Here is a 24,631-nt window from a genome sequence, read left to right as displayed (position 1 = left end):
GAAGGTGGAAAAATGCCAGAATTACCAGAAGTTGAAACAGTCAGAAAAGGGTTGTTACAACTTGTTTTAAATAAAGAAATTGCAACTGTAACTGTTTTTTGGCCCAAAATTATCGCAGCGCCAGAAGTTGAGATTTTTAAAAGCGAATTAGTCGGACAAAAAATTGAAACGATTGGGCGTAGAGGGAAATATTTAATTTTTGAACTTTCCGATTATGAGTTGATCTCCCACTTGCGAATGGAGGGGAAATACGAGTTCTTTTCATCAGACACAAAAGCAGTCGTGACAAAACATACCCATGTTATTTTTCACTTTACCGATGGTAGTCAATTGCAATATCGGGATGTGCGTAAATTTGGTCGAATGGCACTTGTTTTAAAAGGTGAGGCCCAAAATTTTAAAGGGATTGCCCAGTTAGGTCCTGAACCAACCCCGGAAACTTTTAAGCTAGCCCAGTTTAAATCAGATTTGAAAAAAACTAAACGGGAGATTAAACCGGCTTTATTGGATCAAAAAATGGTGACAGGCTTAGGCAATATTTATGTTGATGAGGCGCTGTGGTTAGCAAAAATTCATCCCATGCAGCCTTGTGATAGCTTAAATGATGCCCAGATTAAACGTCTGCGCCTTTGTATTATTGATGTTTTAAACAGAGCAGTGGCAGCTGGTGGAACGACTGTACGCACATATTTAAACGCATTAGGAAAAGCGGGAAGCTTCCAATTGTCTTTAAACGTTTATGGTAAAACGGGCCAGCCGTGTCCGCGGTGCCAAACCCCGATTGAAAAAATTAAAGTGGCGCAAAGAGGAACGCATCTATGTCCCCACTGTCAAAAACTAATCTTGAGGTGATGAAGATGAGTTTTGTTTTAGGCATTACTGGTGGCATTGCCAGTGGCAAAAGTACAGTTGTGAATGTCTTTAAAGAAAAGGGCTTTCCCGTGGTCGACGGGGATGTCGTAGCGAGAAAGATTGTTGCCCCTGGGCAACCTGCACTGGCAGAAATCGCAGCTACTTTTGGTTTAGAGATGATACAAGCTGACGGAAAACTAAATCGCAAAAAATTAGGGGCGCTCATCTTTCAAGATGACAAGAAACGACAACAACTTGATAAATTAATGAATCCTTATTTGCGGCAGCAAATTAAAGCTGAGATTGCAGCTGGTAAAAAGACAAGTCCATTAGTCGTGGCAGATATCCCTTTGATGTATGAAGGTCATTATGATCATTACATGGATGAAGTTGCCGTAGTTTATGTGGACTTTTTAGAGCAAAAAAAAAGATTGATGGCCCGCGATTTGATTGATGAAAAAACAGCAGAAGTTAAGATAAAAAGCCAAATGCCGCTAATCGAAAAAAAGAAATTAGCCGATACCGTTTTTGATAATACCGGCAGTAAAGCAAAAACAGTTCAGCAAGTATTAAATTGGTTAGCTGTTCATTTCAAAAATGAATCATGAGTTTTTACAATGAATAAGTCTGAAAGCTTCGGGATAAATAATCCTGAAGCTTTTTTGCTAGCAAAAGTAAGATTGCCACAAAAAATAAATCACTTTACAAAGATGAGCCCATAAAGCTTTTTTATCACACATTTTATGCACGAACGCTTTTTTAATAAATTACCAGGCGCTAATTTGGCACTGAAATGTGATAGTTTTTTAAATTATTCATTCAAAAGCAGACAAACACAGTCTTTTCTTAGGTACAAGACAATACAACACAATTTTTTTCTGTTATAATATAAGCAAAATTCCTAGAAATTAAATGAGGTGAGAAGATGCGTTGTCCCAAATGTCACCATAATAGTTCCCGAGTTGTTGATAGTCGTCAAACCGATGATGGGCGTACGATTCGAAGAAGAAGAGAATGTGAAAACTGCGGCTTTCGTTTTACGACCTTTGAAAAAATAGAAGCAGCACCTTTATTGGTTATTAAGAAAAATGGTGAACGAGAAGAATTCAACCGTGAAAAAATTTTACGTGGGTTAATCCGTTCGGCAGAAAAACGGCCTGTTGCAATGGAGCAAATGGAGCAAATCGTGGATCATGTGGAAAATCGTGTCCGCTCTTTAGGTGAAAATGAAGTATCGACGACTTTAATTGGTGAATATGTGATGGAGGATTTAGTGGATGTGGATGAAATCGCCTATATTCGCTTTGCCAGTGTTTATCGTCAGTTCAAAGATATGTCGGTTTTCTTAAAAGAATTACAAGATATTGTCGCCAAAGCAAATGGCAAGGACACAACAGAATAAAATTGGAGGCTGCATTTTTTTGGAATATGCCTATGAAGCCAACTTACAACCAAAAGCAATTTATGAAGTAAAAAAAAGTTTGCCCTTAACTCGTGACGCAGAGAAGTCTTTAGTTAATTTGTATCAGCCGATTATTGGGGCAGATGCGCTAGCTTTATATTTTTGCTTATTACAAGATTTTGAAGATACACAAGAAAATTATACCCATTTGGAGTTGCTTAATGCCTTAGATATGGGATTATCAGCATTGAAGGCAGCCAAAAAACGCCTAGAAGGTATCGGATTGTTAAAAACTTACTACAGGGAACAACCCGAAGTTCGTTTTTTATATGTCTTAATGGAGCCGTTAGCTCCTCAAGATTTTTTGGCAGATGAATTAATGTCTTTTTTACTTGTAGTAAAAGTAGGACAAAATAAGTTTCGACAATTAAATCGACGCTTTAAGCCGGAAAGTGTCAATACGGCTGGTTATCAAGATGTAACGACAAAGTTTGGTTCGGTATATAGTTTTTCCCAAAATGAATACCAAGCCAATCAACCAGTTATTGAAGCGGCCGTAAAAAAGGCACCGCAGAATGTGGCGCAGTTACCGCTAGCTGAAAATCAGTTGAACTGGACTTTATTACGAGATTTAGCTACCAAAAAATTTATTAATCCAACCCAAATAACAGACACCTTAAAAGATAGTCTTACGCTATATCATGAGATGTTTGGTTACGATGAACTGCAATTGACAAATTTAATGGCTGAAGCTGTATCTTTAACCGATGGCACAATTGATGTACGAAAATTAAAAAACGTCGTTTATAAACAAAGTCAAGATCTTTTACCGGAAAAAAAAGCAGTTGTCTTAAATTACGACAGCGACACACAACTTCGCCGCAAAAATACGCTATTGGCTCAAGGCTTTACTGAAGCTGATTGGTATCGGATTTTAGACAGCGAGGCTTTAGCACCGATGGAATACTTGGTGAAATTAAAAGCTGCTAAAGGTGGCTATGTGACCAAAAATGAAGAGTGGCTTTTAACCGATTTGGTACAAAAGTCACCATTGCCAACGTCAGTTATTAATATTTTATTGAATTACTTGTTAGTCACACAAAATAAAGCCCAATTGCCGCAAGCTTTAACCAATCAAATTGCTAATGATTGGTCGCAAAATAAAATTAATACACCAGAAGCGGCCATTAAGTATGTGCAAACGACGGTAAAAGAAAAACAAGTTGCCAAAGAACAACGGCAAAAAAATGGTGGGAGAGTACAAAATATTGTCAAAAAAGAAGACGTCCCCGATTGGTCAAAAAATCAGTCGACGAGTGATCCAAGTCGTAAAGCTGAAATTGACAAGATGATGCGGGAATATTTCAATGATGAAGAAGGTGAAAAATAATGGAAGATGTCGGCAAAGGTGTCAACGAACTATTTGAACGGCGGAATTTTCAGCAAAAGTATGATGAAATGATGCAAGAAGTTTTGGCCGATCCAACTGTTAAAAAGTTTTTGGCTGAAAATAAAGATAAGTTAACACAAGCAGATGTGAAAAAAAGCTATCCAAAATTGTATGAGTTTGTCCAAGAAAAACGCAAATTCACATTAAATGATCCCACCATGATGGCCCCAGGTTATGAGCCGCGCTTGGTTTTGAACTTTCATTATATTGACGTCGCCTATGTCCCCACTGAAGACTTATTGGAGCGCCGTAAACAAGAGGAGATTAAAAATCGGGTCAGTACGATTGATATCCCAAAAGATATTCGTAATGCGAATATGAAAAATTTCGACAAAACAGATGCCCGCGAGGAAGCTCTGTTTGAAACGATGAAGTTTGTTAAAAACTATACAGAAAATGCGCAGGCTTTCCATAAAGGACTGTATTTAGCTGGCGATTTTGGTGTGGGCAAGACATATTTATTAGGTGCGATGGCAAATGAGTTGGCAAAACGCGGCTATACTTCAATGATGGTGCATATGCCAACCTTTACTTCGATGATGAAAAGTTCTGTAGCCGATAATACGGTCGCAGAAAAACTGGAAAATGTGAAAAAGCCTAAAATTTTAATTTTGGACGATGTCGGGGCAGATGCGTTAACAGCTTGGACGAGAGACGAAATTTTCGGTGTTATCTTGCAATATCGCATGCAAGAACAATTGCCGACTTTCTTTACTTCTAATTTCACAATGGATGGTTTGGAGAATCATTTGCGCCTAACCAAGACCGCAGATGAACCATTAAAAGCCAAACGGATTATGGAACGTATTCGTTATTTAGCAAAAGAGATTATCATGTCAGGACCTAATCGCCGTAATGAATAAAATGAATTGACACGAATTTTCTTTTGCAGAAATTTTGTGTCAATTTTTTCGAAATAAAAATCAATGATGCGCAAATTTTTTTAAAGGAGAACACAACATGAATGAACAAGAACTGTCACAACGCCTGACAGTCGTGGGCAATGCAGTCCCTAAAGGCGCACGCTTAGCTGATATTGGCTCAGATCATGCTTATCTGCCAGTTGCATTAATGCTAGCAGGAAAAATTTCTTATGCCGTGTGTGGAGAGGTAGTAAAAGGTCCTTTTCATTCGGCACAAAAACAAGTCGCCAAAAGTGGTCTAAACAATCAAATTGTTGTACGTTTAGCCGATGGTTTAGCGGCTATTGAAGCTGCTGATGAAATTGACACCATTACCATTGCGGGTATGGGGGGAACTTTAATTGCCAGTATTTTAGAAGATGGGAAAATAAATGGGCAATTAAGCGGAAAAGAACGGCTTGTTTTACAACCAAATGTGGGGGAACAAAACGTGCGGCGTTGGCTACAAAAAGAAGGCTATGAGATTTTAACAGAAAGTATTTTAGCTGAAAATGATAAGATTTATGAAGTTATTGTTGCCAAAAAGACAGCTGTTAAAAAAGAACTATCCCCAATTGAAATTTTCTTTGGACCGCATTTATTAGCTGAAAAAAATAGTGTCTTTTTAAAAAAATGGCGACAAGAACAACAAGCTTTAGAAAAAGTGTTAGGGCAACTACAAAAAGCGAAAGTAGTACCAGAAAAAAAAGTTAACGAAATTAAACAAGAATTGGCATGGATCAAGGAGGCGTTGACATGTTAGCAAAAGACTTTATTAAACGTTTTGAAGCGTATTGTCCCTTATGGCTAGCAGAAAAAGGCGATCCAGTAGGTCTACATATTGGAACCCTTGATAAGCCAATTAAGAAAGTGATGATGACATTAGATGTGCGACCAGAAGTCGTACAAGAAGCAATTGAAAAAGATATTGATTTAATCATCGCGAAACATCCGCCGATTTTTCGACCGATTGAGCGTTTAACTGCAACAAATCCTCAGACTAAAATGTATCTGGAGCTAGTGAAACACGATATTGCAGTTTATGCAGCCCATACGAATATGGACATTATCCCCGATGGACTAAATGACTGGTTTTGTGAAATGTTGCAAATAGAAGTTGCTGACTTTATGACAGAAACCCATCAAGTAAAGTTTAAAAAATTAATTGTTTACGTTCCAATTGAAGCCGCTGCAAAAATGCGGCAAGCTTTAGGTGAAGCTGGTGCAGGTGAACAGGGCAATTATCAGTTTACCAGTTTTCAATCAGTAGGTATGGGACGCTTTATTCCAACTGCGGGTGCTAAACCTGCCATTGGCAGTATTGGTGAAAAAGAAAATGTGCAAGAAGCAAAAATAGAAGTTTTGTTGCCAGAAACAATTGAGGCACAAGTTTTAAAAGCAATGTATGAAACACATCCTTATGAAGAACCGGCTTTTGATCTAATTAGCTTAGATAATGAGCCAATAAAATACGGGATCGGTCGCGTTGGCAAGCTAGCACAACCCATGGCACTTGAAGACTTCACCCAAAAAGTGAAGGAAGTTTTTGAATTAGATGGTTTGCGGTTAGTTGAACCTGTTTTTCAGCCCAAAAAAATGATACAAAAAATTGCCATCTGTGGTGGCTCTGGCGGTAATTTTTATCCGGACGCAATAAAAAAGGGCGCCGATGTTTATATTACAGGAGACGTGTATTACCATACCGCTCACGATATGCAGGCAAATGGATTGACGGTAATTGATCCAGGGCATAACATAGAGCGTGTCTGCATTCCCCGCTTTATTGAAAAAATGAATCAATGGAAAAAAGAAGAAAATTGGGAAGTAGAATTTATTCCTTCAACAACCAATACGAATCCATTTCAATACCTTTAAAAATTAAACTGTGTTTTTTAAACACTTGGGAGGAACTATGATGTACGAAAATTTATTACCCCGCTTTTTACGCTATGTTAAAACACAAACACGTTCTGATGCTACGAGTAAAACAACACCCTCTACACAAACGCAAGTGGCTTTTGCCCATGAACTAAAAAAAGAATTAGAAGAATTAGGCTTACAAGATGTACTTTATAATGAAAATAATGGCTATGTCATCGCGACGTTGCCAAGTAACAGCGATAAACCAGTCAAAACAATTGGTTTTATTGCTCACATGGATACTGCGGACTTTAACGCTGAAAATGTAAACCCACAAATTATTGAAAATTATGATGGACAATCGACAATCAATTTAGATCCAGCAGGGAAATATACCTTAAATACGAATGATTTTCCAAATTTAAAAAATTATGCTGGCCAAACGCTCATTACAACCGACGGGACAACGCTATTAGGTGCAGATGATAAAGCCGGGATTGCTGAAATTATGACAGCTTTAGAAATTTTAATTAAAAACCCTGAAATTAAACATGGTACAATCAAAGTCGGCTTTGGTCCAGATGAAGAAATTGGCGTTGGCGCTGATAAATTTGACGTTGCCCAATTTGGGGCTGATTTTGCTTATACGATGGACGGTGGTCCTGTCGGTGAATTGCAATATGAAACATTTAATGCCGCCGCCGCAGAAATTACAATACATGGTAAAAATGTTCATCCAGGGACTGCCAAAGATACAATGATTAATGCATTACGTTTAGCCATTGCATTCAATAATCAGCTACCAGAAACTGAAATTCCAGAAAAAACGGCAGGCTACGAAGGCTTCTTCCACTTGATGGCCATTAACGGCAATGAAGAAGAAGCAAAAATGAGCTACATTATCCGTGACCACGATCATGAAAAATTCGAAGCCAGAAAAGCATTGATTACAGAAATTGCAGACAAAATGAATGGGCAATTTGATGAAAAACGCATTGATGTGAATATGTACGATCAATATTACAATATGAAAGAAATAATTGAAAAAGACATGAGCATTGTAGAAATTGCCAAAGAAGCGATGTTGGCTTTAGAAATTAAACCGATTATCGAACCTGTGCGTGGCGGGACCGATGGCTCTAAAATTTCACAATTAGGCACACCAACGCCAAATATCTTTGCCGGTGGGGAAAATATGCATGGTCGTTTTGAATTTGTATCCCTTCAAGCAATGGAAAAAGCGACAGATGTTATTGTGAAAATCGCTGAATTAAATGCTGAAAATGCATAATTTATTCAAAACTTTCTAGTATACTTGTTATAATGAAGCGAGAGGCCTACGCTTGGCGTAAGTAATCTCGCTTTTCTTTTTTTAAAATAATTTGTAAATAAAGGAGTTTTGTTCTTGTTTAACGAAAACCCGTTATGGTTTTATCTAATCTTAGTGAATTTATATGTTTTCTTTTTAATGTATTACGACAAGCGGCAAGCAGTAAAAGGCGGTCAGCGAATTTCTGAAAAAAACCTCTTATTTATGGGCATGGTCGGTGGTGGCTTAGGTGGGTTACTTGCTCAGAAAATCTTTCACCATAAAACCCGTAAGAAGAAATTTTATCTTTGCTTTTTAATCGGAATTGCCGTGTGTTTATTGCTTATTGTTTATTATCACTAGTAGTTTAAAGGAGTTTTTATGAAAATTAATTCAAAAACGAAATTACTCTTGAATATTGTACTACTGGTTGTAATTTTAGGGGTAATGTTTTATTTGTTGCAAAATTCCTTTGGTGAAATTTTGGCAGAGTTAAAAAGTACGACTGTTTATGCTTTAATCACCGTTTTTGCCTGTGGAACACTCTACTTGATTGCCGAAGGTATCAATATTAAAACCTTAGCCGAACCCTTTACTTCTGATTTTACCCGGCGCGATGGTTTTTTTGCTGTTTGTTATTATACTTTTTATCGTGTGGTTACCTTTGGGGCTGGGACTCTCATTTCAGAGGTGAATTATTATCGGCGCAAAGGATTGAAAGTTTCTGATGGAGTAGGCGTGACTGCTCTTCACATGGTGATGTATAAACTGGCATTACTGGTCTATGCCCTCATTGGCTTACTTATTCAATTTTCTTTGTTTTATGATAAAGCACCAAATATGATCCCGTTAATTTTAGCGGGTATGATTGTAACTTTTTTGATTATTGCAGCTCTCTTGCTTCTTTCTTTGAGCTTGAAATTGCAAGTTCTTTTTGTCAAGATAACCAATAAATTATTCAAATCACAAAAACTGCGGGAAATGGTGGATCAGGCGAATTTGCAAATATATTCGTTGCGTTTGGCAGTGAACGGTATCTTACAAGAACGTCCACGAATTTTTAAAATCTTTTTGCTAAACTTATTGAAAATGGCAATCTGGTATGTGCTACCTTATTTTCTGTTGGTGGAGAATCATCCGTCGCTAGACTTTCTACTGACCTTTTCCCTGATTAGTTTTACCGTTATTTTGGCTGGGGTGATTCCAACACCTGCGGGAATTGGTTCTTTTGAGTTTGTGTATTTATTGTTGTTTAAACCACTGGTTGGTACAGTCGATGCCGTATCTTCTATGTTGCTGTATCGCTTTGCTACCTATATTTGGCCTTTTGCCTTGGGTTTTGTTTATGTTTTATGGGATAAACGCAAAGCAATTAAAGGCGAATTGAAAGAATTAAATCAAAGTAGTGAAAAGACAAACTAGAAGCTCATTTCTGGTTTGTTTTTTTGTTTCTAAATTTAAAATTAGAATATCATGATAATAATAATCTTCCTTAATTGTAAGCTGCGTTAGACGTTTTTCATTCCATTATTAAAGTAAAAAATACAATAAAAGCGATAATATCAGCAGATAACGAACGTATTTTTCAGTCAACTTTAACAAGATTTTTTTATGTTTTTAACGATAAAGATGAGTTTTATATATTATATAAATAAGAAAACGATAAGAATATGATTATACCAAGGCGTTTGCCGGAATAAATAACAGCGCTTTCTAAATTATCTTGTTAGTGCAGGATTTTACAACTTTTTGAAGAAAAAAATTAAGGTTGGTACAATAAAGTTGTAAGAATATGATGAGGATAATGAGGAGGGGCGAATATGACGAAACGGAAAAAAATTCTAATAGTTGTAGTTGTTGTTGCGATGTTGCTGCCCCTTTTAGAAGGTCTGTTTTCGATTTCTTCCCTTTGGCGAACATCTGCGAATGAACCAACGCCAACGGAATTAATCAATACCGACTTTTTAAAAGTCAGCTATACTTCGCAAAACGATACAGAAAAAGGCACGACCAGTTGGTTAATTAATTATGATTATGACATGTCAAAAAGTACAACAAATGATGTGAATGGTACCTATGAGAAAGGAAAACTCAAGCTTAAATTAACAAATGGTGAAATCGTTTCAGCAGCAGATCCCAATCTGCAATTACCAGAAACCCAGTTTCAAGCTGGTAGTGTTGAAAAAGGCAGCTGGATCGAAGCGAAATCTTTTACCGATAACGGGAAAGGCAGTTTTAAATATACGACAGCAATTGGATCTGAACCAACATTAGCATTGCAATTTGATGGTGAAAATCCAGTCGTAATTGATTCAATTAGTACGGTGGCTACTTCTGAGACAAGCGAAGAAGAAACAGTACCATCGTCTACAGAAGAGTTTGAAGTAGTAGAAAATATTTTAGTTGGCAAATCAGCTGAAACTTTCACGTTAAAAGGTCCAGCAGTTGAAAATCCAGCCGAAAAAACGCAAACCGAAACAAAGAAAGCAAATACGACAAAACAAGCTACGCAATCACGAAATACCAGAGCAGGATCTACAGTCGGGAAAGATTTGATTATTTCACAAGATGCTATTGTGGAGAAGGTCCATGTAATATCAAAAGCAAAACAAAGTGGGAAGTCAGACTACCAACCAACTATCAAACACAAAAAAAATCTAACTGCAGCACATACAGAAGACTACAATTCTGCAGCAGCGGCGTTAAGTGAAAATACCTATAAACTTTTCACCGATGGAGCAGCAGGGACCGCTATCGTTTATAATAAATCAACTAATGGGACCAACCCCTATTATACAGCAATGAAGAATTCGAAAGAATCAAACAAAACTGCTACAATGCAATTTGAAAACAGTACTGGTAAAATGGAAAATGAGGAAATCACATTAATTTATGACCACGTAGGAGGCTATATCGGCGCTGATGGGCTAACACCAAAAAAAGTCGGAGCTGTTATTCATCTAACAAATATTGTAATTGGCCCTAGTGCTACGTGGAATTCATCTGATGTGAAACCTTGGATGGAGTTTTCCCATAATCTATTTTCAGGAGTAATTTATGGAAATATCCATAAATTTGATATTGAATTTAATTTTTTTGATGCTGAAAAACATCCCAATGCCAGTGATACAAATATGCCAAATGATTTTATCGACTTTTCGGAAGGTTCGGACGCTACGATGACTTTTGCATCTTTAAACGGTTATGGTAATATAGATCTTCATTTCGGTGTAACAGCAAAAAATGCGCACGAATTTGCCGGTCGAATTGACGGTGGTCAAGCCGGGAACTTTGGAAGTACGTTAAATCCTCATAGTGGATCATGTAACTATGATAAAAATAGTTATTATAGTAATGGCTCCAATTCCTTTACAGATTATCTTGGTGGTGCAACCTTTGCAACGGCTGCTGTAACATTTCCGATGGAAGGTACAGCCCACAAATATAAATTTGGCTCAACTCAAGGGCGTGCTTGGAACACCTTTGCAAGTTCTAGTTTGGCTCAAGTTAATCAGAATCCACCAACCAAAACGGTGCAACCGCTAAAACAGTATCAGAAAGGTAATAATTGGAATAGTCCAACAGGTGGTGTGTCTGGATTTGAACAACGCTATTACAATGATTTAGATCGTTACAATGACGGCAACGATCCCTGGTCATTACCAGAAAAATATCGTGTCAAAGGTCACGATGCAGATAAGGAAAGTGAACTAAGTGAAGGCGTTCCTACTAAGGCTTCCCGTTATGTAGAAACTGGTCAGGATCACTACTATTTTATTAACCAAGAAACAATTGATGTTAGTTCAAAATCATTAATCGTACCTAAGCAATATATAATTGAAGATACGTTGCCAAAAGGAGTGGAACTTTCTGATAGTAATTGGAAAGATAGCCTAACACTTTATAATATTAACGGAACAACGAAATTTGAAACGAAAGAAATTATAAATTGGAATCCTGTTTACACTGAGGTGAAAAAACTTTTTGAAGATGATTCAAACTATGACAGAAGTACTGGTAAATTAACATTGATTTTGACGGAAGCGGCTTCTCGAGCAATTAACGAACAATCTGGTGAAGATGGTTTTTATGGGAAAGACTTTAGCCTACGTTTGAAAGTTAAAGTAACCAATACCGTAGATGATAAAATTGACGATTTAATGGAAAATAAAGCGAAAGTGACCTTTGTCTATGGAGATGGCAAGGGCCAAAAACCAGCCTTTGAAACAAACCTGGTCCACACCAAAGTCCGCGATAATAAAACTGCGATTGAATTTGAAAAAATAGACGGTCAAGGTAATTTATTATCTGGTGTTGAATTTACTTTGTATGAAAGCAATGGGAGAACTGTTATAACTTCTGCAACATCATCTGTCGATGGAAAAGTTAAATTTGATAAACTGGTTGCTCCGGGTAACTATGTCATTAAAGAAACTAAAACTCTTGAGGGGTATAAGCCAATTGGCAATTTGAAGGTGACTGTTGATCAGAACTTAAATGTAACTATAAAAAACAGTGCCGATAAGCCGATAACGGATAATAAAGTTCAAAATCACTTATATCCATTCCGACTAGAGCTACTAAAAACAGATGGATTTGGTAGCAAATTAGACGGTGTAACCTTTACATTAACAAAAGACGATAAGAAGTATACTACTAAATCAAAAGATGGCGGGAAAATCACATTTACTGAAGATTTGGAACCAGGGACTTACACGTTAACTGAAACAGAAACGATTGATGGATACAGTCGCGTTGCTAATACTTGGGAAATTGCAATCTCCGCTAAAGATAAGTCCGCCACTATCAATGGTGAAAAATTAACGGTAACTTACAATAAAGACCAAGAACGCTGGCTAATAACACCAAATGATAAAATTGGTAAGATTGAAAATAAAATTAAAGCCTTTGAGTTGTCTATATTAAAAATTGATGAAGTCACAAAAAATCCATTATCAAATGCCACATTTGAATTGTTTGCTAAAGAAGACAACGAATTTAAAACACCATTAGCAGAAGCTACAACTGATGGTTCTGGAAAATCAGTTTTCAAGAAAAAAGACAATGTTTATGAATTAGCAGCAGGAAAAACGTATCTTGTTAAAGAAAAAACTGCTCCAGATGGTTATCTCTTATTGGAACATCCATTTGAAGTTGAAATTAGTGAAAAAGGTGTTGTAACAATTACCTATAATGGAAAAGCTATCGCTAAAGAAGACTTTAAATATGAGCTTACAAAAGGAGATACAAATAATAACACAATTGAATTGAAAGCAAAGAATACCCCAGAAGGTAGCTTGCCAACAACTGGTGGTCAAGGTATTAAGAAGTTTATGACACTCTCGCTAGTAGTTCTGGCAATTGTCGGAGGATTAGGCGCCTTTTATGTTTATCGTAATAAGAAAGGAGGCGCTTAAAATGAAAAAGATTATGACAAGCTTACTAGCACTGTTACTGCTATTACCTTTAGTCTTTACTTTTACTAGTAATGGCGAAACCATCGCAGAGGCCGCCGATAATCCTGAAGAAGTGACAATTTATTTGCACAAACGAATTTTCCGTGATCTTCGTTGGAAAAATAATAAAGAGCTGGAAGATTGGGAGTATCAAAATGATGGTCTGCAAATTGTGGGTGAACAATTAACAGAGCAAGATAATACGTTACTAGAAAATTCACTACCGCTAAATGGTGCGATGTTTGATATTTATGATGCAACCCCTTGGTATAAAGATGTCAAAGAAAAAGGGCAACTGCCAAATGGAGTCAAAGTTTCTTCCCAAAAAGATTTTGTTGACTATATCGCAACTTTAGCCCGAAAAGAAGCAATTAAAATGGCGGAGGAGTCAAAATTAACTAAAGTAAACGCGCAAGCGATTGTTTCACAAAAAACGGAAATGCCTGATGGCCGGACGTTAGAAGGGATTGCAACATTCCCTAAATTACCAGTTAAAAGTGGTGATGAAGAGGCAGCCTATTTGATTCTTGAAACAGGTCTGACAGAGAAAAAAGATTTAAACGTGGATATGGAAAAATTAGGCCGACCACTTTTAATCACCTTGCCAATTTATGTCAATAACGAAAGTCTAACGCAAATTCATCTTTATCCTAAAAATGTGGGCTATGTCCGTGATCCGTACTTCTTTAAATTTGGGCAACAAGCAAGTGGTGAAGACCTAGGACCAATTGCCGGCGCAAAATTTGCAATATATCGTGAAGAGGATGGTAAGAAACTTTATCTGGACATGAGTGATGTTAATGACTTGAAGAACAAATGGGTGGAATCAGAAGATCCGCTCCATGACGATCGTGTTAATATTTTTGAGTCTGATAAAGATGGGTTGGTAAACACAGGCGCACGCTTTTTACCATCGGGAACTTTCTACTTTGAGGAATTGGAGAGTGCTGAAGGGTTTGTAATCGGCAATAAAGAAAAACGAATCAAAATTGAAGTTCCAGAATCTTGGTACGATGAAGATGGTAATTACTTACCAGTATTAATTGATGGACAACCAATGTTGGAAAATCCAGACGGTGAAGTTCCAGCTAAAGCGATGGAAGAAAAAACGCCTCGTGTCTATAATACGCAAGAAGAACCACCAACTGAATCTAGTTCCACTACACCAAGTGAACCAACATCAACACCAGCAGAACCAACGAGAACTCGTGGTCGACTACCACAAACACTTGGCGAATTGGTTGACACCGTTGCAACAACAGCGCGACGGATGTTACCAAAAACCAACGAAGGCAAAGCAGCCTTCTCATTATTCGGCGTTATATTAGCCGGTGGTGCAGTATTCTTATGGAAAAAGAAAAACGATAAAGACGATAAATAGCATACTGCAAAAAGATCGGAGGAATTTTCCTCCGATTTTTTTTGACATTATCTTTATTTTTTTCGTTGTTAAAGTGAGGGGAAGTGATCGAGGTGTATTTAGTCGTGAGTCCAAATCAATTAGGTTATTTTAAAGCTGAGACAACGGCAAGACGTTTGAAAGTTTTTCTAAAAGAAACCAAAGATGAAAGACGCTTTTTAACGTATTTACGTTTTATTGATGTTTGTAGTAAATTATTTGTTAAGATAGCCCCTTTACGTCTTGAACTATATCAAGCAGAAGTTATTGCGATTTATCAAAGTAAGCATTGGAACCACTTTATGATTGCTCATTTACATTATTTTCGAGCGCTTTTTTCAAATATTCAATGGTTTTATATGCTGCAAAAATTACGGCAATTTCAGCGACTGTTTCTCATTGCAAAAATAGGGGAAAGAGCCACTCCTCATTTAGCCGAAATGATTGTTCCAGCAGGCACAAGTTTAAATAAAAATGGCTTGCAAGTGGTCTATGATTCCAGTTAGAAAGATCGGTCATTTTGTTAGTATTTCATAAATAATTTGCTAAATTTGAGAGCATTTAGTTTGACCATTACTGACCAAAGGCGTATTATTATATTGTGAGTAAAGGAACAATACTACGACATTCGTGCCAAAAAGGTGAGATAGTAGTATGATAAAAGTAGTTGAGCTCACAGTAATTAAGACTTTAGGAGGAATGGCAAATGAATATTGAAAAAATGACGACAACTTTACAAGAAGCTATCGCAGAAGCACAGCAAATTGCGGTAACACGTCATCATCAAGAAATCGACATTGCTCATTTATGGAAAATTTTCTTACAACCAAATCATTTTGGACGTAATTTTTATACGGATGCTGGTGTGGATGTTGCATCTTTTGAAAGAGAAGTCGATCAGGCAATTGATGAATATCCAAGTGTAGCTGGTGGAAATGTGGCCTATGGTCAAAGTATGAGCCAAAATTTATTTAATCTATTAAATGAAGCAGACCAATTACGGGAAAGTTTCGGAGACGAATTTTTAGCCACTGAAATCGTAATTTTAGCATTAATGAAATTAAAAAATTATCGTTTGACGAAATATTTGGTGAACCAAGGAATTACGGAAAAAGAATTGCGCCACAATATTGAAGTAATGCGCGGAGGAGAAAAAGTGACCTCAAAAAATCAAGAAGAACAATATAAAGCATTGGAAAAATACGGTGTCGATTTAGTGCAACAAGTTAAAGCTGGTAAGATGGATCCTATTATTGGACGGGATGAAGAAATTCGTGATGTCATTCGGATTTTATCACGAAAAACAAAAAATAATCCTGTTTTAATCGGGGAGCCTGGGGTTGGTAAAACGGCTATCGTAGAAGGACTAGCCCAACGGATTGTGCGCAAAGATGTTCCAGAAAATTTAAAGGATAAAACGATTTTTTCTCTTGATATGGGTTCATTAATTGCCGGCGCTAAATTCCGTGGCGAATTTGAAGAGCGACTAAAAGCGGTTTTAAAAGAAGTGAAAAAAGCAGATGGGCGCATTATTCTTTTTATTGATGAAATTCACAACATCGTGGGGGCTGGCAAGACCGAAGGCAGCATGGATGCCGGAAACTTATTAAAGCCGATGCTTGCCCGTGGTGAATTGCATATGATTGGTGCTACAACATTAGATGAATATCGGCAATATATGGAAAAAGATAAGGCGCTAGAACGCCGGTTCCAAAAAGTTTTAGTCGCAGAACCAACAGTGGAAGATACGATCTCGATTTTACGGGGACTAAAAGAAAGATTTGAAATTCACCATAGCGTTAATATTCACGATAATGCTTTAGTTGCTGCTGCGACGCTTTCTGATCGTTATATTACCGATCGATTTTTACCAGATAAAGCGATTGACTTAGTCGATGAAGCAAGTGCGACAATTCGGGTGGAAATGAATTCTATGCCGACAGAATTAGACCAAGTAACCAGACGTTTAATGCAACTTGAAATTGAAGAAGCAGCGTTGAAAAAAGAAAGCGATGACGCGTCGAAAAAACGTTTAGAAATTTTGCAAGCAGAGTTGGCTGAACTTAGAGAAGAAGCAAACGCCATGAAGATGCAATGGGAAACTGAAAAAGAAGAAGTGAACCAGATTACCAATAAACGTTCTGAAATCGATAAGGCTAAGCACGAATTAGAAGATGCTGAAAATAATTATGACTTAGAACGTGCAGCCGTGCTCCGTCATGGAACCATTCCTCAATTAGAAAAGGAATTGGAAACACTAGAGGAAAAAGGGACCGACGATCATGTGCGCTTAGTGCAAGAATCGGTTACAGAAGAAGAAATTGCTGCTGTTGTCGGTCGTATGACCGGAATTCCCGTAACGAAATTAGTTGAAGGAGAACGGGAAAAACTAATGAAGCTAAACGAAACACTGCATAAACGGGTCATTGGTCAAGATGAGGCAGTCAATGCGGTAAGTGATGCGGTAATTCGTTCTCGTGCGGGTTTACAAGATCCCAATCGTCCATTAGGTTCTTTCTTGTTTTTAGGACCAACCGGCGTTGGTAAAACAGAATTAGCAAAAGCGTTAGCTGAAAATTTGTTTGATTCAGAAGACCATATGGTGCGAATTGACATGAGTGAATACATGGAAAAGCATGCGGTCTCACGTTTGGTTGGTGCACCTCCAGGCTATGTCGGCTATGAAGAGGGTGGCCAATTAACAGAAGCTGTTCGTCGCAATCCCTATACCATTGTTCTTCTAGATGAAATAGAAAAAGCACATCCGGATGTCTTTAATATTTTATTACAAGTTTTAGACGATGGTCGCTTGACGGATTCAAAAGGACGGGTAGTAGACTTTAAAAATACAGTCATGATTATGACAAGTAACATCGGTTCACAGTTTTTATTAGAAGGTGTGACAGAAGAAGGCACGATTAAAGAAGATGTGAAAGAGCAAGTCATGAATTTACTACGGGGCCACTTCAAACCAGAATTCTTAAATCGGATTGACGATACAATCTTATTTACACCACTAAGCCTTGAAGACGTAAAAGGAATTGTCGATAAAATAATCGCACAATTGTCCAAGCGCTTAGAAGATCAAGAAATCGTCCTAGAAATTAATGAAGCTGCCAAAGTTTGGATTGCTGAAAATGCATATGAACCAGCATATGGTGCGCGGCCTTTGCGACGCTTTATTACCCGTGAGGTGGAAACGCCACTGGCTAAAGAAATTGTGTCTGGTCGAGTTTTGCCAAAGACCAAAGTTACTATCAGTCTTTTAAATGACCAATTGGTTTTTCAAAATGAAGCAATGGCAGAAAAATAAGATAAAAGATAAATTGTGTTAAATGGAAAGTGTCATTTACAAAAAGGGAACCAGACTGTGATGTCTGGTTTTTTTCTTTTGCAGGTGACGAATTACTAGGTGAAAAATCCATTCTCCACTATAATTAGAAAAAAGAGGATAAAAGGAGATAGTCAAATGGAAATAAAAAAGCAGATTGTACCAGAAGTGTTGTTGTTAGAAAAAGAACAAGAAATCGATGCGGAAGATTTTGGGACAGCATTGGCAGATGCCTATGAAGAAATGGCGACAGCCCTTCTTGGTGCGGGTGTGGCAGTCAAAGGAGAACCTTTCGTTCATTATTTAGCAGTCGAAAGTAAAGGTGAAATTCACACTGACCCTTTAAAAGTCGGATTTTGTTTGCCAATTGAAAAAGAATTTTCTGTTGCATCACCTTTAAAAATCAGAAAACGGCCAGCTTTTAATGCTGCCGTAGCCAGCTTTTTAGAAGATGATAACGATAGTGAACTAATTTATCGCTTGCTTTTAGAAGAAATAGAAAAAGAAAAAGGTACATTTACCTATGAAAGCTATGAGTATTATGAAGAAGTTGCAGGAAAAGCAGAAACCATTATTCAATTACCCTATCTGTAAAATCGATAAGAGTAAAAGTTGCCCAGTGTAAAATGCATCTGTAATTTGCAAATGGACCTGTGATAAGCTTATAAGCCTATCACAGGTCCATTATTACAAATTAAAAGGGTTCCATAAGTAGCAGATTACGTTTATTTTTTTAGCGTAAATAAGTACCACGCATTTTTTTGTTTAGAAATAATCACTAAAGTAAGCTTCCATGTCGGGGATAATTTGTTCTAATAAATGAATTGTTTTCTTGCTAGCGGCTTGTAGACGTTCAATGCGGTATAAATAAGAAGCGCGGCGATAATTCATTAAAAGACAGCTTAAAGTTTGAATATCAATTGTGACACTTGGGCCTATAGCAACACCTTTTTGAATTACAACTTCATCATCTTTACTCATAATAGAAAAAGTATCATTGTTCCAATCAGCAATGGGATCGGTCACGACAAAGTGAAAAGCACCGTCAAAAGATTCAAAAGGAAATCTTTTTAAAAACTCTGCAACATCCACAATTCTAGCCATGTAATAAGGTTCGATTGTTTCAGTAATCTGACTATCTTCTAGTAAAAAGGCCAATGGTTCGTTTTTATAAATATCTCCTTTTACCCAATAAACCATCGAAAAATGCGCAGAAATAAAATTCCATAAGCCGTTGCGAGCTTCTTGATTTAAATAAAACATCTCTTTAACATGAAAAATTTCTTCGGCGACCCAATAAAATAAAACGCCCGTTGGTTTACCAGCGCCGTCATAATAAATTGCGGCAGTCCGTTCCTCTTCATTTTCATAACGCCAGTATTCTTCCCAATGAAAATGACTGCGTTTTAAAGCACCATGATTTTGCTTGGCAAAAGTATCGTAAACAGCAAAAACATCGGGATGATCTACATTTTGACGTTCTACCATCCCAGGGACATCTACTTGTTTGGGTAATTGAGTGTCACGAATTTTAAACGTCAATTTGTCTGACATAATTTCCCAACCTTTACGGCGATAGTAGGGGATGTTATAAGGATAAAGGTAAGAAATCCATTGCTTGTCTTCGCGCATTGTTTCCAGTGCTTTTTTCACTAAATCTTGCATTAGCCCGTGACCGGCATATTCTGGATAGGTGCCAACACCTGTGATGCCTCCCATTTTGTATGCAGCACCATGAATATTTACTTCACAAGGATAAATGGCAATTTGAGAGATCAACTGCTCTTTGTGAAACCAACCGAATACTTTTGATAACTCTAAAATCGGCTTTTTTGATTTGATCATTTCTTTTTTACTATCAAAGCCGCTTTCTTCAATATCTGATTCTGTGATTTGAAAAACATAACTTAATAACTCGTTAAATTGATCAACATCTTTTTCTTCCACCGGTAGAATTTGTAATTCGTCGCGAAAGTGTTCCTCCATAATTTCAACTCCAATTTTTGTTCTTAGTTTTAGTATAACAAAGATTGGCAAATTTGTTGTTTTTGAGATGGGGAAAACTCTTTAAATATCTAAGTTTCGTTGGTATAATGAAAAGGCTGAAGTTAGCAGACCGCAGGGATTTTGTCGCGGTAATAAAGAAATGAGGGTATATATGAATCTAGCAGAAATGAAAAAAAGACAGGAAATGATTCGGAATTTCTCCATCATTGCCCATATTGACCACGGAAAATCCACGTTGGCAGACCGTATTTTAGAGCAAACCCATACGGTGACGAGTCGGGAAATGCAAGATCAATTGCTAGACTCAATGGATTTGGAAAGAGAACGTGGTATAACGATTAAATTAAATGCCGTTGAATTAAATTACACAGCCAAAGACGGTCAAACGTATATTTTCCACTTGATTGACACGCCCGGACACGTCGATTTTACTTACGAAGTTTCCCGCAGTTTAGCTGCTTGTGAAGGTGCTGTTTTAGTAGTCGATGCCGCACAAGGGATTGAAGCGCAAACTTTGGCCAATGTTTATTTGGCATTAGATAATGACTTGGAGATTTTACCGGTTATTAATAAAATCGATTTACCTGCTGCTGATCCAGAACGCGTGCGCCAAGAAATTGAAGATGTTATCGGTATTGATGCCAGTGAAGCAGTTTTGGCTTCAGCCAAAGCCGGCATTGGCATTGAAGAAATTTTAGAGCAAGTCGTTGAATATGTTCCTGCCCCAAGTGGCGATTTAAACGCACCATTAAAAGCGTTGATTTTTGACTCGATTTACGATTCATATCGTGGGGTCGTTTTAAATGTGCGGGTAATGGACGGTGTTGTTAAACCAGGAGATAAAATTCAATTAATGAGTAACGGTAAAACATTTGATGTAACAGAAGTCGGGGTCTTTTCACCAAAAGCGATTGCCCGAGATTATTTAATGGTAGGAGACGTAGGGTATATCACCGCCGCAATTAAGACCGTACAAGATACCCGGGTTGGTGATACGGTTACCTTAGCGAAAAATCCTGCCACTCAAGCTTTAGAAGGCTATCGTAAGATGAACCCAATGGTATTTTGTGGGTTGTATCCAATTGATACGTCGCGGTACAACGATTTGCGGGAAGCGTTGGAAAAACTGCAATTAAATGATGCTGCCTTACAATTTGAACCCGAAACTTCACAAGCTTTAGGTTTTGGTTTCCGTTGCGGATTCTTGGGCTTATTACACATGGATGTTATCCAAGAACGTTTGGAAAGAGAATTCAATTTAGAGTTGATTACGACAGCGCCTTCTGTTATTTATCACGTCAATAAAACAGATGGCACTCAAGTTATTGTCGATAACCCGGCTGATTTTCCAGATCCTGTCTCCATTCAAAGTGTGGAAGAACCTTATGTGAAAGCCCAAATTATGGTACCAAATGATTATGTTGGTGCAGTGATGGAATTATCACAAAGAAAACGTGGTGATTTTGTCACGATGGATTATTTGGATGATTATCGGGTTAATGTCGTTTATGAAATTCCATTGTCTGAAATTGTCTTTGACTTTTTTGATAAGTTGAAATCCAGCACCAAAGGATATGCCTCATTAGATTATGAAATGTCTGGTTACCGCACAAGTAAGCTAGTGAAGATGGATATCTTATTGAACGCTGAAAAAGTCGATGCCCTAAGCTTCATTGTTCACCGTGACTTTGCCTTCGAACGTGGGAAAGCCATCGTTGAAAAACTGAAAAAATTAATTCCTCGTCAACAATTTGAAGTGCCAGTTCAGGCTGCAATCGGACAAAAAATTGTTGCGCGGTCAGATATTAAAGCACTCCGCAAAAACGTATTGGCCAAATGTTACGGCGGGGACGTCTCCCGAAAACGTAAATTATTGGAAAAACAAAAAGAAGGTAAAAAACGAATGAAACAAATTGGTTCTGTCGAAGTCCCACAAGAAGCCTTCATGGCTGTTTTGAAAATGGACGAGGATGAACCGAAGAAATAGCTTGGGATTTTTTTAAAACAATCGAATTAGAAAGATTATTTTTGTGAAATTTCTGTTGATACTTCGCCCAATTAAATTTGGGCGAAGTTTTTTTGGATAGATTTAAATGTTAGTAATTAAATCTTTCTGTTTTTAAAAAACAGAAGTGAGGAAATTTCAAATTTTTAGTTTTTTTATTTGGCGTGGGCGACTGCCTCTAAAAAAATTTCATTTATGAAATTTTGATCAGCTGACAGCAAAGGTGCATAGTAATATTCATTGTTAACAAGATTTTCAATCTTTTTTTTATCTGCGGTAAACTGTGTAAATATATTGATTAAAGAAACTAATTTCTCCTCAGTTGTGATTAATTGGGCGCCAAGTAAAACATGACTGGTCGTATCATAAATAATTTTAATTTTTAGTAAAAAATCTGTTTTTTGGTAAATAGGTGAGTAATAGTTAAACGTTTTAGTTACTTCAGTTACAGCGATTCCTAGTAAAATGGATTCTTCGTAAGTTATACCACAGCTAGCTAAAAATAAATTGAAAATTTTAGTTGCAATGGTTCGCTGAGAAGGTTTACTGATCGTAGTATTGTGTTTTGTTATATGAAACGCTGCAATTCGTGCAGTTCGATGGGCCATTGAAATCAAAGGAAGATAAGCGCGATCTATTTCTGGTCCAAAGGGAATTTTTACTAAATCTCCAATAGCATAAATATCCGGACAATTAGTTTGCATATGATCGTTAACTAGAATGGAGTTATCAGCATCAAGGTAAATTTCTTTGGGAATTATAGTGATATTGGGTCTTGGATTTAAAGCCAAGACGGCTGAGTCGGTAAGAAATGATTCCTCGCCGAAAGTTGTCACCTTAATTTGTTTTTGCATTCGTTGCGTGGATTTTAAAGTTTTGTTAAAAAGAAACTGAATATTTTCCGGCTTATACTTCATAAGTACATCGGTAATAGTAGTATCAAAATAACGGAATAAAGGACGACTCATTTGTTCTATTATCGTAATTTTTTTGTCTAAATGATGGGATAAACTACTTGCAAGTTCTAGGCCAATCAACCCTGAACCGATAATCGTAATATGCTTACTATTTTTCAATACACGATGAGCTTTTAATATTTCAGCTGGCATTTTGTAAGTTATTAAATCTGAAACAGAAGCATTTAAGATAGGCTCAGAAATTAAAAATTTTTCTGAACCCATGGCAAGGATTAAACGATCAAAGCTCAGCTTGTAGTTTTTGCTTTCGTTTTTAACTTCAATTGTCTTAGTAACAACGTTAATTTTTGTTACCTCTGTTTTTAGACGTAAGTCAATCCCCATATTCATTAATACTTCCGGTAGTACGATTCCTTTAAAGAGATTAGTATCTTCATGAAGAAGATTTTCAAAAAGAAAATTAAGATTACTCGGTACTGAGCCAATGTATTCTCTTTTTTCCAGTAAAACGACTTCGATATTTTGATTTATTTTTTTTAAAGTTCTAGCAGCAGTAGTACCTGCATGGGATCCACCAATTATTACTACTTTCATGATAATCTCCTTTTAAAAGTATCAACGTGTTTTTTGATATTCAGTAAAATTTATATGTCTATTTAATTAGTAGTTGAGAGTAATCTACTCTATATTTTTTAAAACTTCACGTATTGGTTTTCCATAATCCGTTTGGATATCCTCCATTAAATAGAAAAATCTAAAGTTATATTCCCATTTTGCGGTCTCGTCATCTGAAATAATAATGTCATATTTTTTATTTGGAGTAGCCGGTTCAACGTGGACATAGCTTTCTGTAATGTAGATTTTTTTTATTGAATTCGTATATAGTGACTCAATAAGTGGGGATTTGTTCAAATTGATACCAATTGTAATCGTAGAAAGATTTGAATTTAAAATTGCTGAAATGATATCATGATAAACCCACGTTAAATAAACTTCATTTATTCCGTTAAAATTCCATAGATTTTTTCTTCCAAGCCAGGCAATCAGTTTGGCAGTGACATCTTTATAAACAAAATCTTTTGGGATATCCAAAAACAAGCAATCTACTTCATTTTTTTCAATCTTGCCTTTGAAAAATAAAATCCCAGAATGAATAGAAGACAATAAGTGTTTATGATTAAAACTCAATGAATCATAAACGTGTTTTTTATCTAACTTAAAATAGTGACATACTTTTTCTAAAATAGACTCGTTTAAGTCAATGATTGCGTGAACTTTAGTAGGCCAGCTAGATTCACATAATTCTTCCAAAATAGAACTATGGGAAGGAAATGCAGATAGCAAAAAAATGTAAATATAAGCCGCATTGTAGTCTGATCCTAAAAAAGCTGAATAGCTCTGGGATAAAAAATAACACTCTCTGATAATTTTATATGCGGAATCTTCTTGTATTTCATCAATTAATTTCAAAATCACCTGTGATACGTTACTCTTTCTAGAATTACTGCGCTTTAAGATTTTACACCATAAAAGTATTCTTATTTTCGAATTTTGGGTAAAAACTACATTCAGTTTTTTTTCAAGTAAGTTAATAAATTGATTTAAATCATAGTCGGTAATTGTTTGTGTTATCAATTTTGTTGGCGCAGAATGCCAAAAAAATTGATAAAAGAAATAACACAGTTGTAAATTATCGCCTTGAATAGAACCATTTCTTATTGTGTGGATTTGAGTCAATATC

At 36.7% G+C, this 24,631-nt stretch carries 19 protein-coding genes; 16 read left to right on the top strand and 3 right to left on the bottom strand.

What is annotated here, in order from left to right; genetic code table 11:
- The first annotated feature begins 12 nt into the window (after positions 1-12).
- The 15 genes from mutM to JZO76_RS08370 all read left to right on the top strand — a co-directional run bounded on the left by mutM (position 13) and on the right by JZO76_RS08370 (position 18,555).
- Complete coding sequence (gene mutM / locus JZO76_RS08440; protein ID WP_206903679.1) at positions 13-852, top strand: DNA-formamidopyrimidine glycosylase; 840 nt, start codon at positions 13-15, stop codon at positions 850-852.
- Positions 853-857: 5 nt separating this feature from the next.
- On the top strand, positions 858-1,460 hold the full coding sequence (gene coaE / locus JZO76_RS08435) for a dephospho-CoA kinase (protein ID WP_242595836.1): 603 nt from the start codon (positions 858-860) through the stop codon (positions 1,458-1,460).
- Between the two features lie 317 nt (positions 1,461-1,777).
- Positions 1,778-2,254 (top strand): transcriptional regulator NrdR, encoded by a 477-nt coding sequence (gene nrdR, locus JZO76_RS08430; RefSeq protein WP_206903677.1) that lies wholly within the window; start codon positions 1,778-1,780, stop codon positions 2,252-2,254.
- Positions 2,255-2,273: 19 nt separating this feature from the next.
- Positions 2,274-3,644 (top strand): DnaD domain protein, encoded by a 1,371-nt coding sequence (locus JZO76_RS08425; RefSeq protein WP_206903676.1) that lies wholly within the window; start codon positions 2,274-2,276, stop codon positions 3,642-3,644.
- Complete coding sequence (gene dnaI, locus JZO76_RS08420; RefSeq protein WP_206903675.1) at positions 3,644-4,567, top strand: primosomal protein DnaI; 924 nt, start codon at positions 3,644-3,646, stop codon at positions 4,565-4,567. Before JZO76_RS08425 ends, dnaI begins: the two co-directional genes overlap by 1 nt.
- A gap of 97 nt (positions 4,568-4,664) precedes the next feature.
- The gene (locus tag JZO76_RS08415; RefSeq protein WP_206903674.1) at positions 4,665-5,369 is read left to right on the top strand and encodes a tRNA (adenine(22)-N(1))-methyltransferase; all 705 of its coding nucleotides are present in this window, start codon (positions 4,665-4,667) and stop codon (positions 5,367-5,369) included.
- On the top strand, positions 5,363-6,481 hold the full coding sequence (locus tag JZO76_RS08410; RefSeq protein ID WP_206903673.1) for a Nif3-like dinuclear metal center hexameric protein: 1,119 nt from the start codon (positions 5,363-5,365) through the stop codon (positions 6,479-6,481). Before JZO76_RS08415 ends, JZO76_RS08410 begins: the two co-directional genes overlap by 7 nt.
- A gap of 40 nt (positions 6,482-6,521) precedes the next feature.
- Complete coding sequence (gene pepT / locus JZO76_RS08405; RefSeq protein ID WP_206903672.1) at positions 6,522-7,757, top strand: peptidase T; 1,236 nt, start codon at positions 6,522-6,524, stop codon at positions 7,755-7,757.
- A 114-nt stretch (positions 7,758-7,871) separates the two neighbouring features.
- Positions 7,872-8,138 carry a DUF1294 domain-containing protein gene (locus tag JZO76_RS08400; protein ID WP_206903671.1) on the top strand — a complete coding sequence of 89 codons (267 nt, stop codon included), beginning with the start codon at positions 7,872-7,874 and terminating at the stop codon, positions 8,136-8,138.
- Between the two features lie 18 nt (positions 8,139-8,156).
- Positions 8,157-9,197, top strand: coding sequence for a lysylphosphatidylglycerol synthase transmembrane domain-containing protein (locus JZO76_RS08395; protein ID WP_206903670.1), 1,041 nt, complete (start codon positions 8,157-8,159; stop codon positions 9,195-9,197).
- Positions 9,198-9,595: 398 nt separating this feature from the next.
- Positions 9,596-13,192 carry an MSCRAMM family protein gene (locus JZO76_RS08390; protein ID WP_206903669.1) on the top strand — a complete coding sequence of 1,199 codons (3,597 nt, stop codon included), beginning with the start codon at positions 9,596-9,598 and terminating at the stop codon, positions 13,190-13,192.
- 1 nt (position 13,193) lies between these two features.
- Positions 13,194-14,612 (top strand): pilin N-terminal domain-containing protein, encoded by a 1,419-nt coding sequence (locus tag JZO76_RS08385; RefSeq protein ID WP_206903668.1) that lies wholly within the window; start codon positions 13,194-13,196, stop codon positions 14,610-14,612.
- 104 nt (positions 14,613-14,716) lie between these two features.
- The gene (locus tag JZO76_RS08380; RefSeq protein ID WP_347401458.1) at positions 14,717-15,136 is read left to right on the top strand and encodes a hypothetical protein; all 420 of its coding nucleotides are present in this window, start codon (positions 14,717-14,719) and stop codon (positions 15,134-15,136) included.
- A gap of 200 nt (positions 15,137-15,336) precedes the next feature.
- A complete protein-coding gene (clpB, locus tag JZO76_RS08375; protein WP_206903666.1) occupies positions 15,337-17,943 on the top strand; it encodes an ATP-dependent chaperone ClpB in 2,607 nt (868 codons plus the stop codon).
- Positions 17,944-18,099: 156 nt separating this feature from the next.
- Positions 18,100-18,555, top strand: coding sequence for a hypothetical protein (locus JZO76_RS08370; RefSeq protein ID WP_206903665.1), 456 nt, complete (start codon positions 18,100-18,102; stop codon positions 18,553-18,555).
- A 171-nt stretch (positions 18,556-18,726) separates the two neighbouring features.
- Here the strand turns inward: JZO76_RS08370 and JZO76_RS08365 are convergent, their stop codons facing one another.
- Complete coding sequence (locus JZO76_RS08365) at positions 18,727-19,947, bottom strand: GNAT family N-acetyltransferase (RefSeq protein WP_206903664.1); 1,221 nt, start codon at positions 19,945-19,947, stop codon at positions 18,727-18,729.
- A gap of 172 nt (positions 19,948-20,119) precedes the next feature.
- Here JZO76_RS08365 and lepA point away from each other — a divergent pair, with 172 nt between their 5' ends.
- On the top strand, positions 20,120-21,955 hold the full coding sequence (gene lepA, locus JZO76_RS08360; protein WP_230710669.1) for a translation elongation factor 4: 1,836 nt from the start codon (positions 20,120-20,122) through the stop codon (positions 21,953-21,955).
- Positions 21,956-22,128: 173 nt separating this feature from the next.
- Here the strand turns inward: lepA and JZO76_RS08355 are convergent, their stop codons facing one another.
- Positions 22,129-23,484 (bottom strand): FAD-dependent oxidoreductase, encoded by a 1,356-nt coding sequence (locus tag JZO76_RS08355; protein ID WP_206903662.1) that lies wholly within the window; start codon positions 23,482-23,484, stop codon positions 22,129-22,131.
- An 84-nt stretch (positions 23,485-23,568) separates the two neighbouring features.
- The coding region (locus JZO76_RS08350) for a hypothetical protein (protein ID WP_206903661.1) at positions 23,569-24,631 on the bottom strand (1,063 nt) is incomplete at its 5' end.

This window comes from Candidatus Enterococcus myersii, assembly GCF_017316025.1.
In the GTDB taxonomy this organism is placed as follows: Bacteria; Bacillota; Bacilli; order Lactobacillales; family Enterococcaceae; genus Enterococcus_C; species Enterococcus_C montenegrensis.
Note: the sequence above shows the minus strand (reverse complement) of the source record. Positions and strands in the feature narration are given on the sequence as shown.

Bases quoted from the DNA above. Each gene is read 5' to 3' on its own strand.
- JZO76_RS08390 (WP_206903669.1), top strand. From the start codon at position 9,596: ATGACGAAACGGAAAAAAATTCTAATAGTTGTAGTTGTTGTTGCGATG.
- dnaI (WP_206903675.1), top strand. From the start codon at position 3,644: ATGGAAGATGTCGGCAAAGGTGTCAACGAACTATTTGAACGGCGGAAT.
- JZO76_RS08385 (WP_206903668.1), top strand. From the start codon at position 13,194: ATGAAAAAGATTATGACAAGCTTACTAGCACTGTTACTGCTATTACCT.
- nrdR (WP_206903677.1), top strand. From the start codon at position 1,778: ATGCGTTGTCCCAAATGTCACCATAATAGTTCCCGAGTTGTTGATAGT.
- lepA (WP_230710669.1), top strand. From the start codon at position 20,120: ATGAATCTAGCAGAAATGAAAAAAAGACAGGAAATGATTCGGAATTTC.
- JZO76_RS08370 (WP_206903665.1), top strand. From the start codon at position 18,100: ATGGAAATAAAAAAGCAGATTGTACCAGAAGTGTTGTTGTTAGAAAAA.
- clpB (WP_206903666.1), top strand. From the start codon at position 15,337: ATGAATATTGAAAAAATGACGACAACTTTACAAGAAGCTATCGCAGAA.
- JZO76_RS08365 (WP_206903664.1), bottom strand. From the start codon at position 19,947: ATGGAGGAACACTTTCGCGACGAATTACAAATTCTACCGGTGGAAGAA.
- JZO76_RS08355 (WP_206903662.1), bottom strand. From the start codon at position 23,484: ATGAAAGTAGTAATAATTGGTGGATCCCATGCAGGTACTACTGCTGCT.
- coaE (WP_242595836.1), top strand. From the start codon at position 858: ATGAGTTTTGTTTTAGGCATTACTGGTGGCATTGCCAGTGGCAAAAGT.
- mutM (WP_206903679.1), top strand. From the start codon at position 13: ATGCCAGAATTACCAGAAGTTGAAACAGTCAGAAAAGGGTTGTTACAA.
- JZO76_RS08410 (WP_206903673.1), top strand. From the start codon at position 5,363: ATGTTAGCAAAAGACTTTATTAAACGTTTTGAAGCGTATTGTCCCTTA.
- JZO76_RS08395 (WP_206903670.1), top strand. From the start codon at position 8,157: ATGAAAATTAATTCAAAAACGAAATTACTCTTGAATATTGTACTACTG.
- JZO76_RS08415 (WP_206903674.1), top strand. From the start codon at position 4,665: ATGAATGAACAAGAACTGTCACAACGCCTGACAGTCGTGGGCAATGCA.
- pepT (WP_206903672.1), top strand. From the start codon at position 6,522: ATGTACGAAAATTTATTACCCCGCTTTTTACGCTATGTTAAAACACAA.